A 15184-nucleotide genomic window follows, 5' to 3' on the forward strand; every position below is an offset into this window, starting at 1 on the left:
ATTCGGTGGAACCCCAAACCATATGAAGGATGGTGGGCAATACCGAGCCAAGCCTAATGAATTGGTAATAAGTAGTTAGGAAGGTGTAACGACCAGGTGGTGAGGAACCATACCGATAACCCACCCACGAGCGCGGAGCATCCTGTTTAGGATGAAGATATGGTCTGAACTTTATGGAAACATAAAGAAGTAGTGGATAAACAACCACTACGATAACATAATTGATTTCTCTAATCCAAACAGCAGAAGGTGCACTTAACGAAACACATGCAATCTTACAAAGAATGCGTGAACTTGCGAATCAAGCTTCAAACGATACAAACAACGAGGCTGATCGTGGTGAACTACAAAAAGAAATTGATCAGCTTGCTCAAGCATTAAATGATATTTCTAATGATACTGAGTTTAACACGAAAACTTTACTAGACGGAAGCTTGCAAAATGCTACTTTCCATGTTGGTGCAAATTCAGGTCAAAACTTGAAAGTTTCCATTAACGATATGAGTGGTACAAAATTAAATGTTGCTGAGACTTATCAGAAGGATGATTTAACTCATAAAGAAGCAACTGATGATGTTAAATACACAGCCGCTACTAATGCAAGTGACGAAAATGTCTTAGAGGACTTAGATGGAAATGAAATAGGTACTTGGCAAGCTGAAAGTGGATCAGTAGCAGACGGAGATTTTAAAGCTGCAGGATATTATAATACTGCTGGCGATTTAGTTATAGCAGCAGATTCAGCATTTACGGATGGTAAAACTGGTACAATCAAAGGAGATGAAGCAGGTTACTATAACGATGCTGGTCGACTAGTATTAGCTTCAGAAGAGGATACACTAGCAGATGGTGCTACAGTTACAGTAGGTATAAACATCACTGATCAAGAAAGTGCGGATGGTGCAATTACAACAATCCAATCAGCAATTGATCGTGTATCTGCAGAACGTTCTAAACTAGGTGCAGTTCAAAACCGTCTAGAGCACACTATCAATAACCTAGGTGCTTCAGCTGAGAACTTAACAGCTGCAGAATCACGTATTAGAGACGTTGATCATACCGAAGCTGCATAAGCAGTATGAGGTATAGTCGTCCTAACTGGTAACGGTTAGTGAGTATGATCGGGTGAATTGCTGGAAACCCCTTAGAGGCTTGTCTTACTACAACGCAGTCGGAAACGACAAACGTGAAGGTTTGAAAAAAGATAAGATTGGGCAATCAGCAGCCAAGCGCCTGTGGCGAAAGCCTGGTGAAGGTTCAACGACTAGGATATACCATCTAAGGTAATAAGCTATGATGATGAAATCCATAGGTGAACAAGGAGCCGCAACATCCTTGGAATCCGAAGTGCCCGACCCCTACTAGAATTATAGAGGGTGAAGATATAGTCTAGTCATTTATGAAAGTAAATGTTCGCACGATGGCGAAAGAAATGATGGAGTTCACTAATAACAACATCCTAACTCAAGCGGCACAAGCAATGTTAGCTCAAGCTAACCAAACTCCACAGGGAGTACTACAGCTACTACGTTAATAGTGGATTATAAAAGGACTCTAGCTATGCTAGGGTTCTTTTTACTATATATTAGTTAAAGGAGGGATTGTATTATGAATACCATCGCTAACATACTCTTACAAGGCGAAATAATTGGAGATGCTAAGGTTCTTTCTCTTAAGGAAAATGAGATAGTAATTGAATTACAAATACCTGTTTTTGATGATAGGACTTATCAAATACAGATTCAAGGAAATCAATATAATCTAGAATTTACCCAAATCAATGGAACAATTCAAAAAAACAAACCAGTAAGTTATCAAGCCAGGGGTTTTATATTTAGTTAATTGGTTATGAACAAAAAACAACATTAATTCACAAGCGGCTCAAGGAATGTTGGCTAATGATCAAAAGGGCGTCTAACCTGTTGACAAGTTAGAGCGACAACTGTGTGAATTGCCTGAAAGTCCTAAGAGCTTCATGACCCCAACAAGACCGAAAACGAATATGGAAATTTGAAAACAAAAAGATTGGACAATTAGCTGCAGTCCTCTGTCTGTAAAGAAAATCTTGGAGAAGCTTCAACGACAAGGATATACCGTCCATGAAAATCGTAGCAGATAAATTAACGGCAAGCGTATATACAATGTATAGTTTCCTTCAGTGTGAGACAGTTATTACAAGCGAGGCGGGACATCGCCAATAGAAAGTGAGATAAAATATGAAAATCGATGCTATTTCGTAGACAAGATTACGTGAATGGCTTCCATAATATTAAAAAAAACATAGACGAGGGAGGAGCAACTCGTGAATAAAGGGATTAAAGTACGGTTGAAGGTTGATTTAACAGAATACTTACCAGGACTAGTTATTGGAACCGAGGGAATAACGATAGGTACTAATGGCATGTGGAGTTGTGTATCAGATAGATTTGTAGGCGTTCATTTTCCAGGAAAAGGATCACTGGATGTATTGTGGAGATCATTAGAAATTATTGATAAAGAATACTTGAAAGAAGTGAAAGAAAATGAAGCAAGGTTTTTGAAAGACTTAAAAAGTGCTAGTAATGTTGTAAAAGTCGTTGGTCCAAGAGGAGGATTTAGGTATATTAGTTATACTTTCACAAATTCAGAAGGAATTGAAAGTCATGTCACGAATGCTTTTCGTAAGGAAGCAAATAAATTAATTGAATTTTTTAATAGAAACGGAATAGAAATTACTACTAAAATTATTGAGTAGACAGATATAGTCAATAACTAATAGTAATAACTTTAAACTTATATACTTTTTGTACAAACTATAAAAAAACGGAAAAAATCATATCTTTCTCTAGTGTTTTGTATTAATATATGGTTAAATACTATTCTCTAGCAGGAGTGATAAGTGTGGATCGGTATAAATTTGAAAGTGTACATAGTAAAGAAATTGTTAATGCTATAGTAGAGGGGTATCGGGAATATATTGAACATCGTCGGGATCGTCATGAAAAAATGATTATTAGTTCTGCATTTGCTTGGACGAAAGGTAATTTTATTGAGAGTAAAATTGCTGAGATTAGTGGAAACCTCAATTTATCTTACAGAAAGGCAAAAGCTGGATTAGCTTGGGATTACTTGCAATTTATTCAAGAGGATAAAAAAGTACTTTTTTTAATCAAAAATGCTGCATACTTTGATGAGAAAAAATTTTCACAAGCTATTTTGCCTTCTAAAAGAAGTAATGGACATCGTCGAACATACCTTCATGAACTTTCAAAGATTAATCAAAATTTGGAATTCCCATCTATTTATCAACCTCAAGGAAATAAAGATGAACGTAATATTCAACTCTCATTTTATGTTTTGGAGGATCAAGTAAAAGAAGAGCTTAATGAATTTAAATTAGAGTATGATGAGTTTCATATTCTCACCTATAAAATTGATCATGCTTTTCAGATTTCAAATATTATACATTATTTACCGAATCCTGCAGATAATATTGCATATGAAATTGAAGATCTTTCAGAGCATATATCTGGTGCAGAATTAACGAACGAAGAACGAGAAGTGATTGCTCCAGAGTCACGCGATGAATTGATTGCTCCTGCAGCATTTGATCTAGGGATCCTTGACGAGGAGGAAAGAAAATAAAACATTTTCTTTAGATAAGGAGAAGCCTAATGTTTATTGGTGAAAATTTAACTAACCTTCGTATTTTACATGGATATTCACAAAAACAGCTCTCTGAAGAGTTGGGTGTAACAGAACAGGCGGTTTGGCAATACGAAAATGGTTATACATCCCCCAAAATGATAATCGTAAATGAATTAAAAAATATTTTTGATGTAAAAAGTAAATATTTTTATGAGAAAGATGTACTTGACCGATATTTTGAGCCAAACAATGTCTCATTTACGAATATTGCTTATCGTTCAAAAGTGATCAATGTCATCTCAAAGACGCAATCAGAAGCTAAACATGTTGAGTTTTTAGATTGCTTTGTTAATTATTTGACAAATCGGGTAACTTATCCTACTAATAAAATTATTCAACTGAGAAATAATGTAATTAAATATTTAAATACGTCGAATGAAGATAGGAAAGTACAGATAGATGAAGTAGCCAAATTTGCACGTAAAGAACTCGGACTTTTAGATAATACAAACGATAATCTTATGTTTTTAGTAGAAAAAAGTGGCGTGTTTATATTTGAAAAGGCAATTGGTGAAAACATTGATGCATATAGTTTATGGACAAATCGGGAACGAGCTTTTGTCATGTTAGGAAATATAAAACGCTCAGCGGCCAGAAGAAACTTTGATCTAGCACATGAATTGGGTCATTTATTGCTTCATTATCGGGTTGAATTTACTAGTTTAGACAAGAAAGAACATAAAGAAATTGAAAATGAAGCTAATCAATTTGCGAGTTCTTTTCTTCTTCCAGAAGAAGAGTTTTTATCTGATTTGAAATCTATTTCTCATTTAACAAATCCTGATGCTTATATTGATTTAAAAAAGAAATGGAAAACATCATTGCAAGTTTTAGCGTATCGAGCAGCTAATCTAGGAATCCTTGATGCTAAAAAACATCGTAACTTCTATGCCGCACTTCATCAGAGAGGGTATTTAAAACGTGAGCCTTTGGACGAAACAATTGAGATTCAAAGACCACAAAAAGTGAAATCGATTATTGATTTGGTTGCTAAAAAAGGACTGATCGATATGGATAAGATGATGGAAAAAGATTGGATGGTTGATATTGAATTTTTCCATCAAATTACAGGCATTAATTTGGATTTCTTTCATCGTTATATGACTAACGGGCAGAATTTTGAGTTGGATAATATTACTTATTTATCATCAGATATTTTTGATAGGAAAGCATAATTGGGAGATGGATAAAGGGGTTTCGCCTTTTTAGGAGGGCAGAACTCCTCTTTTTGTATTATTTAAGTAACTGATAAACTAAGTTGCGATATTATAGTAGCGAAAGTATATTATTTATCAGTTGACATAGAGCTTTTTAGTGTTGAAATTTGAAGAATCCTTGCATTCAATAGGAGTATAATAATATATTTTAAAACATAACGAAATTATAGTCCGTGTATCTAAAAAAACAATAGATGAATCCCTCATTTCTAGGGCAATTAATTCAAGAGCAGTGTCACCAAAGATCTAAATTCTTTTAAATTGTCCTCCGTTTAGCTTCAGAATGTGTTACTATGTAATGATTTTTACGGTTTACTCAATTATTTTATAAATGTATAATACTATATAAAATAAAGTTGATGTTTTGATTGAAGTACGCAGGTTCATTATTATAAGTAAATTGTTATTAAAGAGAATATCATTTAAAGGATGGCGTAACGCTCTTTTGATAACTGACATGATAATTTTTACTGGTGGTGATCTTATGGATTATATTAAAACATCGTCAGAGAAAGAACTTATGAAACATATTTCAAATATGAACCGCGATAATTCCGTTCTACAGTTTTCTATTCCTTGTAAGGGTAAATTCACATTAGTTTTACGGGAAGAAGATGAAGAATCAATCCTTGCTGATGTAGAAAAAAGGCCTGAATTAAAGCAAATGATTCAGGATAGTCTAAGCGAATACAAAGATGGAAAAGGAATGACTACTTCGGAAATTTTAAAGTCATTTTCAGTAAATGATTTTGAATAAATGGATAGAAATGTTATATGGTTACAAGGTTCAAGCAAAAAATATAAAGACTTTAATTACGTGAATGTATAATCGATGCTAGTTCTTTTATGCCCAAATTTATAGAAATACGGGAAAATGTTTCGTGGTATGAAAATGAAAAAAATTCATATATTGAATTGTTTACTTTTTGGAAGTGTGGTAAAGAATGTATAAAGACTGTATAATTGAATAAAGAGAGATTTTTGGAAAGGAGTCAAATTATGAAAGAACTTCAGATCGAGTCAAAAGAATTTCAACGAATCCTTCATAATTTGCAATTAGAAAATCTCACCCTTCACCCAAGACTTCAAGAGAAAGTGATTGAGTTAGTTAATTCAGGTGTTTTTATTACACCCAATATTATTAAGGAAATATTGAGTCGTGGGAGAAAGTATAGTGATCATAATAATGACCAATTCCTTTTGGAAACCAACCTTCTCGGACTAACAACGTACAAGGAATTAAAGGAAGCCGAAGCTTTGGTTTTTTCACTTCGAGCTGCGGAGTTAGAACGTGAAGAGTTCAGTATAGATACCTTTACGGAAGATGAATTTAAAAAGTTGTACCATCATCTTTTTCAAGATATTTATCCATTTGCGGGTAAGTTTCGGGAAGTTCAATTAATGAAAAGAAATACTCGTTTTTGTCAAGCGCAATATATAAACGATTATTCCGAAAAGTTATTTAAACAACTAAGTAACGAATCTGTATGGCAGTCATTAGAAGAGGCGGCAGATCGTCTAGCGTATTTTAAATCGGAATTTAATATGCTCCATCCATTTCGTGAAGGTAATGGAAGAACTATTCGTATATTTATGCGAGCGTTCGCTTTATCTAAGGGAATAAATTGGGAATATGAAAAAATGGAAAGAGAAGCATATATGAAAGCAATGATTCAATCGGTTACTAATCATGAACAGTTACGCTCAATTCTATTAAAAACAATCAGTTAAATAATAAACTATGGTGCTTACCTTGCATATATATAATAACTCTTTCTTCGTAAAAAAGAAGGAGTTTTTTGTTTAGGTTTAATATTTTTTCAGGTTAGTCCTTTTAGTCCTTCCTAGTTTCTACCGAGCGTTTTGGTTTCATTTCCTTTCTGTCAGTACATCTCCTAATCGAAATGATATATTTTACCTTGTGGATATATTTCTTTATTAGTTGGATTTAAGTACAGTCCTGCAATGTGTTAAAATAAAACAAATGAGAATGTTGAGGCTTGTGATAAACATTCATGATTTTCTGTACCAAATTAATAAAACGATTTTGGATAGAGGGTACAACTATTTATTGATGGAAATGTCGTAGAGCCGTATAAACAGGGGATAACGAATAAATTTTTCATGTTGAAGGAAGTGATTACTATTAGGTACTAGTTGACATTGAGGATAATGGGGATATTTTAAATTCTCATTGTGGCTGTCTTTATGATTTTGGAACATTATGTAAACACGTAGCGGCATATTTTAAAGCCTTTGAAAGGTACATTACGAATATGACATTGAACAGGTACCGACCAAATCCATAAGCGTGGGTACTGCAAGACCTAAAAGAACTGGCCGCAAATCAAAATGAATATAATCCTAACTTGAAACTAGAATTTTATCTCGAAGTTAGTGATAAAACTTTGGGACAAGCTTGATCAAAGGGGTGGATGAAATGGAGCAAAAAATAAAGGAACTTACTTTGCTATTATTATATTTAACATCGTGGAAAGAGTAGGAGCTATCCGAGGAAATGAGACGAAGCTGGAAGGGTTATCCGTTTGAAATTTTGGATGAACTTACTGATGAGGATTTTATTCGTGGAAGTAAACGCTCTAAATTGTCTATTTAACTAAAACAGGTATCAAAAGGCAAAAGACTTAGCAAAGAAATATCAGATTAATGATGGTTAAAGGCTGGAATGGGGGAATTGCGTATCAATAAAATTACAGTTTTATCTTGCTTTCATCGGCATCATACTAGAATAGAAAGGAAGAGAGCTAATGGTCAAAATTGGGAGAAATGATAAATGTCATTGCGGTAGTGGTAAAAAATATAAAAAGTGTTGTTTGGATAAAGATGCACAATTGAAGAATGATCAAGTGGTACATAATCCAGTTACCCGATTGCTTTCTTATGAGGAAGTAAACGCAATGAGTACGGATGAAATTATATACAAGTTAGGTGAAATGGGTATTTCATTTAATCGTGAAGAATTTATACAAGATATGAAAAAGTTTTATTCTGCCGAAGAAATTTCAGAAAATTGGTTTCAACATAATACGGTTACTGTAAGGGGGAGAGATGAAGATTTTCCTTGGATGGCGGCATGCATATTATGGGAGAGATTGGCTCCGCAAAATCACTTGTCAATGGAACAAATGAGTGATTTATATGAGCGTGGTTTTAGCTATTTAGATAAAAATGATCCTATTTCTGCATGTGATGTTTGGTTGAAAGTTTGGGAGGTTATTAAGGACAGAAGCGAACCTAAGTTTCAAACTTTGGATCATCTACACGAGCACTATAAAGGGAGTTTTTTTATAAGCAACTTTTGCCAGGACTTAGAAATGGAACTTCATAATGCAGGCTTGAATAATTCTACTTATTTTGAAAAAAGAATAGTGTATTGTCGTGAGTTTTGCGATATATTTCCTAAAGAAAATGAACTAATCATTCATAATATGCGACGCGCTATTGCGGCGTCTTATGAGGAGTTAGGAGAGTATAAGAAAGCGGATTCCGAATTTGAGAAATTAGTGAAAGATTTTCCCGACAATCCATGGGGCTATATTGGTTGGGGGGATATGTACTACCTTGGACAAAAAAAGGACTATCATAAAGCCCGGAAACTATACGAAAAAGGTTTAGTAGTTGCGAAAGGTGAAAATGATTTGGATGTTGTGAAGGAAAGGCTTGAAAATTTAAAGCAAGAAATATAATGATCATGCACTTTAAAATGCGTTTTTGTTTTTAAGAAACTTAAAATGATAGGGTGAAACGTATGTTAATCCAATGCACGAAAGCTTTACTTGATAAGATTGGAATGAAGGAAAACGAATTATCTTCTCCTGAAGGCCATGAGCAATTTCCGAATAGTTTTATGGCATGGCACGCAACTTTTGTCACTATTAATAGAAGAAAAGCGATTATATTAATGAATAATGAAACAAGATATCCAGTCGTTATTTACCGACCGACTAAGAAGGAATTTTCTAATATTAGGGTTTTAATTTTTGAAGCAATTACGGAAGCATTACGTATAGAAGGTGTCCGTAAAGATATCGTTGATGCTTATATTGCTGACGCTGGTGAATTTTCTTTCTCTAAAACAGCCAATCGGAGCATGGTAGCCAAACTGAATAATACCGTGCGGGAAGTAGGATTTATGGGAGAATATTTAGATAAAGAGACGAAGCTTCAAAGATATATAAGTCTTGTAACGGGGAGGATGATTCAAAATTATGATGGAGTGGATGAATATCATTATCCGATAGAAAGAATGTTGAATTGTTTTGCATCCATTTATGGTTTGGATCAAAAGATAGCCGTGGACGAAGTGCTGGCTGTTGAACGTTATCAACTAAAAATACAAATTAATTTGGATGGCCATGACATTTGGAGAAGGGTTATCGTACCTTCTACATTTTCTTTTGGGCATCTTCATCATATTATTCAAACGGTTTTTGACTGGCTAGACTACCATTTGCATGAATTTACTGTGGAAAGAGAAGAAAAGAAGCCACTCAAAATTGTCATGGATGATGATCCAGAACTACTGCAATATATCGACTCAGAGGATTTTTCTATACGTCAAGAGCGTTTTGTATCTCTTGAAGAAGTTTTTCCAAAATATGATACAGTCGTTTATGAATATGACTTTGGAGATTTATGGGAGCATATTATTACGGTTGAAAAGGTAGAAAAATCTAATGTCTTCCAAGCAACATTTCTGGACGGAAATGGAGAAAGACCACCTGAAGATGTGGGCGGTGCAAGGGGTTTTGAGGATTATGTGAGAATTATGGCAGATAAGAAAGATCCTATACATAACGAAATGAAAGTTTGGGCAGAAGGTCTACGAGAAAGAAAGCTGAGTTCCGAACAAATTAACAAATGGATAAAGAAAGTTACCAGTGGACATGGACCATTGAGAGATTTGATTTAAGGGGTCTGTCTCCAGTTTCTTACTTATTAACTCCTGCTTGTATACGTATCTGTAGAGAGGAGTTTTTTGTTTGCCGAGAATGGAGAGTGCCCTTGTAAAAAAGGCATTAGCGAAAAATTAAGTACTAGCTGTTCTTCTAGATGGGGTGCCTTTTTCCAAAAATGTTTCTGTCTAAGGGTTTTGATCTTGACAGAATAATAGATACGCTCCATTTCGTAGTGAGAAGAAAGGAACGTACCATCTTCATGTGACAATGGATGATGCGATTTGGCCAGCTATCCATCTAGTTAATAGTTAAAATGTTTCATTGTAAAAATATTGCTCTGGTCCGTTTCCTTGATGTTCAATTAAATATGGTCTTGGCCGTTCTTGTTCTGATCCTGTTTCCACGATTTGCTCCACCGTTATAGTTAATGTCCATTCGTTTTCATAATCAAAAAGGTACAAAAAGCGTTGTCCAACAGATAGTCCGACAGATCCAATCAGCACATTGGAAGCAATGGGGGAGCCGGAATGATCCAATGGAGCAACAATCGAAGTTTTTGAGCCTTTGATCCCATCCATGAAAAAAGAATAAAGATGATCATGATCAAACTGGAATGTTTTTATAATGATTTTATGTAAGTCTTCCATTGTATGTTGTGCTGTTAAGGCTACTTTGCACCAAGAATGTTTATCATAAACTATTTTAAACGTATATTTCCCAGGTGTGAATGCACGTTCTTGTCTTGGTAGCGTTTTTCGCAATACTATTTTTATGAAAAGACCTTCAAAGGCCTTATAAAAAGGTTGAAAACTTTGATCTTTCCTTTTATTCGATTGTTTGCTAGTATTTCCAATGACATCGAGTTCCGATCCCGGTATGGGATTTACTTCCCCGGTTTCGCGGCGATAGGGAATATTCCAATTTTGTGGATGTCTATTGTTTAATAAAATCGGGATCATTTGTTTACCAAAGGTCGTCAAAGTAACAGAATGTACGATGAATTTTTTGTTGCTATGATAGTGATCCGTAGCTTGATGATCATGTTCGCATACCCAAAAACCGAACCATTCTAAGTAAACAAAGAAATAACCCCAATGAAAAGTAAATTTAGATAAAAGAGAATCTTTCAGTTGGAGATGAGAGTTTGATTTTCTATCTAGTAATTTTGAAAAAACATCTTCAATCACAATATGAACAGGGTTATCCTTTTTATCCAAAATTTTTGCCCAGTTCACATCGATCCAAAATGTTTCTAGTAAAAAGAAGTATTTTTCCGTGTCAGTTAAATTATTGTTATATAAATTCCATCTTTCTGTAACCGTTAACTGTGGTTTGGTTGAATCAATCGATTCCAATTGAATTAGTCGTCCAGTTAGAGCAATGTGATAGAAAAAATGAATATACGGATAGTCTTCTTGTTGTGTATAGTCTGTCGCTTCTTCAGCTTTGATCGTTAATCGTTCATTGATCGAAGGAAGATGTTTTCTCGAAATATGGTTTATTGTATTTGTTAGTTGAATAGAATGATGACATAAATAATCCATAAATTGATCGAAATCTCTAACAAGTTCAATAGGAATGGAGATTCTATTTTGATTCTTAAACCAAGTCGAGACTTGGGGGTGATCGAATGGATCAGTATCTGTATCTAATATGTTATCGAAAAATGATAACTGCCTCATATCATGCACGATTAAATCCCTCCATTTCTTCATCCGAGTACTTTCATTCGTTATGATTTAAAACAGCTTCAAAAACAATATTATGTCCTTATTGTAAATGGCTCTGCTTAAATTGTCTACAACGGTTTTAGAATACTTATGCTTTGGCGTTGCTCTATCCGTTTTCTGCAATTTAAAAATTTGCTAGAAGAATTAAAGGTAGTATTTATCGTTGTTATCGCATTTACGGCTACTCCAGCTCAGGTGGAAAAAAGGTAACTCTCCTTTATCTCGGTCCTGTAGTTACCTTCATCAAAAAAATCTCACGGGGAGTGGCTGGATTAATTACCTTTATTACTATCTTGGTTAAATTTTCTTTTCCGTTTTTTTTTTACAATGTATAATGTTAAGAAAATTTATTGACAAAAAAATCAGACTATTGTAACATGTAATGTAATCGATTACATTTTATATTAATCTACCTTATACAAATACTGGTTTAATCATATAATTTATATGTAATCAATTACATAAATGGAGGTTTTTTATGATAAATAACCTGGCGATTAATACGAACACATACCATGGGTTTACCTTAGAAGACGCAGTGCAAGGGGCAAGTGAAGCGGGATTTAAGCAGATTGAATTAGCGGGAGCAAAAGACCATACAAATCATGTGCACCCCAATATGACGAAGGAACAAAGTAATGAAATTAAATCACTACTTCATCTTCATGGAATGAGCTGTGTTGGAATTGGTGCCCATAGTAATGTTTTGGAAGAAGCAGGAATCGCTTATTTATTGGCAAGTATCGATTTGGCAGTTGCATTCGATTGTCCATATATTGTTACCGCTACTGGTGATTCTCATGGCGACACAGATATTGTTGAAGATGAGAGTTTACTAGCAGAAAAGTTAGCTCCTGTTTTAGATAAGTGTGAGAAATTAAATAAAACCTTGTTAATAGAAACTCATGGCAATAATTACGCGACGGGTAATGCAGTAAAAAAATTAGCGAAGTCACTAAATGATCGTGTCAAAATAAATTATGATACTGGTAATGTTATTTTTTACGGTAATACATTACCATATGATGATTTGGCTCACTCACTTGATTATATAGAATTTATTCATTTGAAGGATAAACTTGGTGTATATAACGAATGGAACTTTCCAGCTATTGGAGATGGAGATGTCGATTTCCACAAAATTTTCACAATCCTTGAGGAAGGAAATTATAAAGGCCCAATTAGTGTGGAAATTGAATTTACACAATCAGGTGCTAAAGATTTGGAGGAAGTAAATCATTTTGTGAAACGGTCGTTCAACTTTCTTGCAACAATTTTAGATTAAGAAAAAGTTGGGTGGGGGTAAGTATGCAAAAGATAGGGCTAGTTGGTTTAGGGTTTATGGGGAAAACGCATTTACGCGCCTATGATTCTATTACTAACTGCGAAGTAACCGCAATCTATACGAAAAGTAATGTTGTGGATAAGGATATAACTCAAATGATGTATAATGGTTCTTTTGTAACTACTTATGATGATTTATTAAATGATGAGAAAATAGATATCATTGATATTTGTTTACCAACTTACTTACATGAAGAATTTATTATAAAAGCTGCGAATGCCGGCAAACATATTATTTGTGAAAAACCACTTACGTTAACGGTCGATTCTGCAAAACGGATTTTAGACATTATTCGTAAAAATGATGTGAGATTGTTTGTAGGTCATGTACTACGATTTTGGCCTGAATATAAAAAAATTAAATCGTACAGTGAAAGTGATAAATTGACAGATATAGACGTTGTACATGCAAAGCGATTGGGGCAAAAGCCGAAATGGAGCAATTGGTTTCAACACCCAGAGAAAAGTGGTGGTGCCTTATTCGATTTACACATTCATGATATTGATTTTGTTACTTATTTATTAGGCGAAGTCGACTACGTATATGCGGTAGGAACGAAAAATGACAGAGGTGCTTGGGATCATATTATGACAACACTATCTTTCAAAAATAAAAGTATTGCATATGCAGAAGCATCGCATCGTATGGCAATGAAATTTCCTTTCACCATGTCATTTCGTGCACAATCAAGCCAACGTATAGTTGACTTTCATTCTGCAGGTGCTGAGAATATAGAAAATATGCAAGCCTCTAATAATCAATTTATGTATTATACGAACGAGGAAAAGTCGATATTGGATGTTCAAGCGCAAGATCCATTTCAAAATGAATTATCTTATTTTATAGACTGTATTGAACATAAAAAAGAAAACACAATTATCCCCCTAAAGGATGTATTATATACACAATTTTTACTTCAGGCGATTGAACAATCATTAGAAAATAACGAGAAAGTTTCCATCCCCCAGTTTTAAAGAAGAGCAGAAGCTAGATCAATGCAACACTATAATTCTGAATATATAAAATAATATAAATTTAATTATATTATTTTTATATAACATCCTTCTAAATGTATAAAGAGGGAAATAGTAAAAATTAAAGGGAGGTTAAATGGTGAGAAAGTTTTTATCTTTGATTTTCATGGTAGGGTTGCTTATTGTCTTTGTTTTAAGTGCGTGTAGTGGGGAGAATGTTGAGAGTGATGCTGACACAGAGGATGCCGCAGAAAATGATGTGGGTGAAGGTACGAAAAAAGATGGTGAAAAATATAAGATTGGGATTCTTGCTCCAGCAGTAACACATGGATGGGTTGCTGCGGTTGCCTATCATGCGGAAAATCGTGTAAAAGAACTAAGCGATGAAATTGAGTATCAAATACAAACGAGTAGTGATGCTTCGGAAATGACTTCACAATTAGACGATTTGATGACATGGGGAGCAGAAGCAATTGTAGCATTTCCTCAATGGGAAGGAATGGAGACGTCGATTCAAACAGCGCTCGATAATGGTATTGAAGTCGTAAATTTTGATATCGAAATCGATGTTGACGGTGTTTACCGTGTTGCTGGTGATAATGAAGATATGGGGGTTCAAGGAGCACATTATATTGTAGATAAAATTGGTACAGAAGGAAATGTCGTAGTTCTAGAAGTTCCGACGGCAGGATCAGTCTCGGAACTGAGGAAGAAAGGATTCGAAGATACAATCGCAGAAATTGCACCAGATTTAACGATTCAAACATATGCGACAGAATTCACGCGGGAAGCCGGGTTGAGTGACTTCTCTGACATTCTAACAGCGAATAGTCAAATTGATGCCGTCTATTCCTTAGACGACGAAACCTCGGTAGGTGTATTACAAGCGATTGAAGAAGCTGGAAGAGATGATATTAAAGTCGTAACTGGTGGTGGCGGGATGCAGGAATACTTTAATATGATGCCACAAAATGAAGATATTTGGATCCAATCAGCTTTATACAGCCCAGCGATGGTGAAAGATGCAGTAGATGTAGCGCTTAAAGTGTTAAAAGGGGAAAACGTGGAGGAACAAATTATCATTCCAACCACGATTGTAGATAGAGATAATTATGAGGAATTTATTGACGCGGATTCACCATATTAATTGATTCATGGAATGAAGAGGTATCTAACGTAAAAGAGAGGCTATATGAAGTGATAGCTTCTCTTTTTAATAAAAATCTGGAAGTGATGTCATGATCATAGAGATGAAAAATATAAAAAAGTCATTTGGTAATAATGTTGTTGTGCTGAAAGATGTTACTTTTAC

The 15184-nt window shown here is 34.6% G+C and carries 16 protein-coding genes; 15 read left to right on the plus strand and 1 reads right to left on the minus strand.

Going from position 1 to position 15184, the window contains the following annotated elements:
* The first annotated feature begins 221 nt into the window (after positions 1 to 221).
* From ACPYKA_RS11020 to ACPYKA_RS11075, 12 genes are all read left to right on the plus strand, one after another.
* A complete protein-coding gene (locus ACPYKA_RS11020) occupies positions 222 to 1073 on the plus strand; it encodes a flagellin N-terminal helical domain-containing protein (RefSeq protein ID WP_479542343.1) in 852 nt (283 codons plus the stop codon).
* Between the two features lie 359 nt (positions 1074 to 1432).
* Positions 1433 to 1534 carry a flagellin gene (locus ACPYKA_RS11025; protein WP_479542344.1) on the plus strand — a complete coding sequence of 34 codons (102 nt, stop codon included), beginning with the start codon at positions 1433 to 1435 and terminating at the stop codon, positions 1532 to 1534.
* 74 nt (positions 1535 to 1608) lie between these two features.
* Positions 1609 to 1842, plus strand: coding sequence for a hypothetical protein (locus ACPYKA_RS11030; protein WP_479542345.1), 234 nt, complete (start codon positions 1609 to 1611; stop codon positions 1840 to 1842).
* A 460-nt stretch (positions 1843 to 2302) separates the two neighbouring features.
* Positions 2303 to 2734: a hypothetical protein gene (locus ACPYKA_RS11035; protein ID WP_479542346.1), complete on the plus strand. Its 432-nt coding sequence runs from the start codon at positions 2303 to 2305 to the stop codon at positions 2732 to 2734.
* A 146-nt stretch (positions 2735 to 2880) separates the two neighbouring features.
* Positions 2881 to 3624 (plus strand): spr1630 family ClpXP-sensitive toxin, encoded by a 744-nt coding sequence (locus ACPYKA_RS11040; protein WP_479542347.1) that lies wholly within the window; start codon positions 2881 to 2883, stop codon positions 3622 to 3624.
* 29 nt (positions 3625 to 3653) lie between these two features.
* On the plus strand, positions 3654 to 4862 hold the full coding sequence (locus ACPYKA_RS11045) for a spr1629 family repressor/antitoxin (protein ID WP_479542348.1): 1209 nt from the start codon (positions 3654 to 3656) through the stop codon (positions 4860 to 4862).
* A gap of 526 nt (positions 4863 to 5388) precedes the next feature.
* Positions 5389 to 5661 carry a hypothetical protein gene (locus ACPYKA_RS11050; protein ID WP_479542349.1) on the plus strand — a complete coding sequence of 91 codons (273 nt, stop codon included), beginning with the start codon at positions 5389 to 5391 and terminating at the stop codon, positions 5659 to 5661.
* A gap of 242 nt (positions 5662 to 5903) precedes the next feature.
* Positions 5904 to 6635 carry a Fic/DOC family protein gene (locus ACPYKA_RS11055; RefSeq protein ID WP_479542350.1) on the plus strand — a complete coding sequence of 244 codons (732 nt, stop codon included), beginning with the start codon at positions 5904 to 5906 and terminating at the stop codon, positions 6633 to 6635.
* Between the two features lie 431 nt (positions 6636 to 7066).
* A complete protein-coding gene (locus ACPYKA_RS11060; protein WP_479542357.1) occupies positions 7067 to 7213 on the plus strand; it encodes a hypothetical protein in 147 nt (48 codons plus the stop codon).
* Between the two features lie 209 nt (positions 7214 to 7422).
* Positions 7423 to 7521 carry a DUF6429 family protein gene (locus ACPYKA_RS11065; protein ID WP_479542351.1) on the plus strand — a complete coding sequence of 33 codons (99 nt, stop codon included), beginning with the start codon at positions 7423 to 7425 and terminating at the stop codon, positions 7519 to 7521.
* 151 nt (positions 7522 to 7672) lie between these two features.
* Positions 7673 to 8611: an SEC-C metal-binding domain-containing protein gene (locus tag ACPYKA_RS11070; RefSeq protein ID WP_479542352.1), complete on the plus strand. Its 939-nt coding sequence runs from the start codon at positions 7673 to 7675 to the stop codon at positions 8609 to 8611.
* A 62-nt stretch (positions 8612 to 8673) separates the two neighbouring features.
* The gene (locus ACPYKA_RS11075; RefSeq protein ID WP_479542353.1) at positions 8674 to 9837 is read left to right on the plus strand and encodes a plasmid pRiA4b ORF-3 family protein; all 1164 of its coding nucleotides are present in this window, start codon (positions 8674 to 8676) and stop codon (positions 9835 to 9837) included.
* Between the two features lie 294 nt (positions 9838 to 10131).
* On the opposite strand, the gene ACPYKA_RS11080 is transcribed toward ACPYKA_RS11075, so the two are convergent.
* Positions 10132 to 11505 (minus strand): IS1096 element passenger TnpR family protein, encoded by a 1374-nt coding sequence (locus ACPYKA_RS11080; RefSeq protein WP_479542358.1) that lies wholly within the window; start codon positions 11503 to 11505, stop codon positions 10132 to 10134.
* 526 nt (positions 11506 to 12031) lie between these two features.
* Between ACPYKA_RS11080 and ACPYKA_RS11085 the strand changes: the two genes are divergently transcribed.
* From ACPYKA_RS11085 to ACPYKA_RS11095, 3 genes are all read left to right on the plus strand, one after another.
* Positions 12032 to 12838 carry a sugar phosphate isomerase/epimerase family protein gene (locus tag ACPYKA_RS11085; RefSeq protein WP_479542354.1) on the plus strand — a complete coding sequence of 269 codons (807 nt, stop codon included), beginning with the start codon at positions 12032 to 12034 and terminating at the stop codon, positions 12836 to 12838.
* 23 nt (positions 12839 to 12861) lie between these two features.
* Positions 12862 to 13872 carry a Gfo/Idh/MocA family protein gene (locus ACPYKA_RS11090; RefSeq protein WP_479542355.1) on the plus strand — a complete coding sequence of 337 codons (1011 nt, stop codon included), beginning with the start codon at positions 12862 to 12864 and terminating at the stop codon, positions 13870 to 13872.
* 136 nt (positions 13873 to 14008) lie between these two features.
* On the plus strand, positions 14009 to 15019 hold the full coding sequence (locus ACPYKA_RS11095) for an ABC transporter substrate-binding protein (RefSeq protein WP_479542356.1): 1011 nt from the start codon (positions 14009 to 14011) through the stop codon (positions 15017 to 15019).
* Positions 15020 to 15184 lie beyond the last annotated feature (165 nt).

The sequence above is a fragment of the Pseudogracilibacillus amylolyticus (SeqCode) genome (genome assembly GCF_051918545.1).
In the GTDB taxonomy this organism is placed as follows: Bacteria; Bacillota; Bacilli; order Bacillales; family Amphibacillaceae; genus Pseudogracilibacillus.

Coding starts and splice junctions, on each gene's coding strand:
- ACPYKA_RS11025 (WP_479542344.1), top strand. CDS start 1,433: ATGATGGAGTTCACTAATAACAACATCCTAACTCAAGCGGCACAAGCA.
- ACPYKA_RS11030 (WP_479542345.1), top strand. CDS start 1,609: ATGAATACCATCGCTAACATACTCTTACAAGGCGAAATAATTGGAGAT.
- ACPYKA_RS11045 (WP_479542348.1), top strand. CDS start 3,654: ATGTTTATTGGTGAAAATTTAACTAACCTTCGTATTTTACATGGATAT.
- ACPYKA_RS11050 (WP_479542349.1), top strand. CDS start 5,389: ATGGATTATATTAAAACATCGTCAGAGAAAGAACTTATGAAACATATT.
- ACPYKA_RS11055 (WP_479542350.1), top strand. CDS start 5,904: ATGAAAGAACTTCAGATCGAGTCAAAAGAATTTCAACGAATCCTTCAT.
- ACPYKA_RS11065 (WP_479542351.1), top strand. CDS start 7,423: ATGAGACGAAGCTGGAAGGGTTATCCGTTTGAAATTTTGGATGAACTT.
- ACPYKA_RS11070 (WP_479542352.1), top strand. CDS start 7,673: ATGGTCAAAATTGGGAGAAATGATAAATGTCATTGCGGTAGTGGTAAA.
- ACPYKA_RS11075 (WP_479542353.1), top strand. CDS start 8,674: ATGTTAATCCAATGCACGAAAGCTTTACTTGATAAGATTGGAATGAAG.
- ACPYKA_RS11080 (WP_479542358.1), bottom strand. CDS start 11,505: ATGAGGCAGTTATCATTTTTCGATAACATATTAGATACAGATACTGAT.
- ACPYKA_RS11085 (WP_479542354.1), top strand. CDS start 12,032: ATGATAAATAACCTGGCGATTAATACGAACACATACCATGGGTTTACC.
- ACPYKA_RS11090 (WP_479542355.1), top strand. CDS start 12,862: ATGCAAAAGATAGGGCTAGTTGGTTTAGGGTTTATGGGGAAAACGCAT.
- ACPYKA_RS11095 (WP_479542356.1), top strand. CDS start 14,009: ATGGTGAGAAAGTTTTTATCTTTGATTTTCATGGTAGGGTTGCTTATT.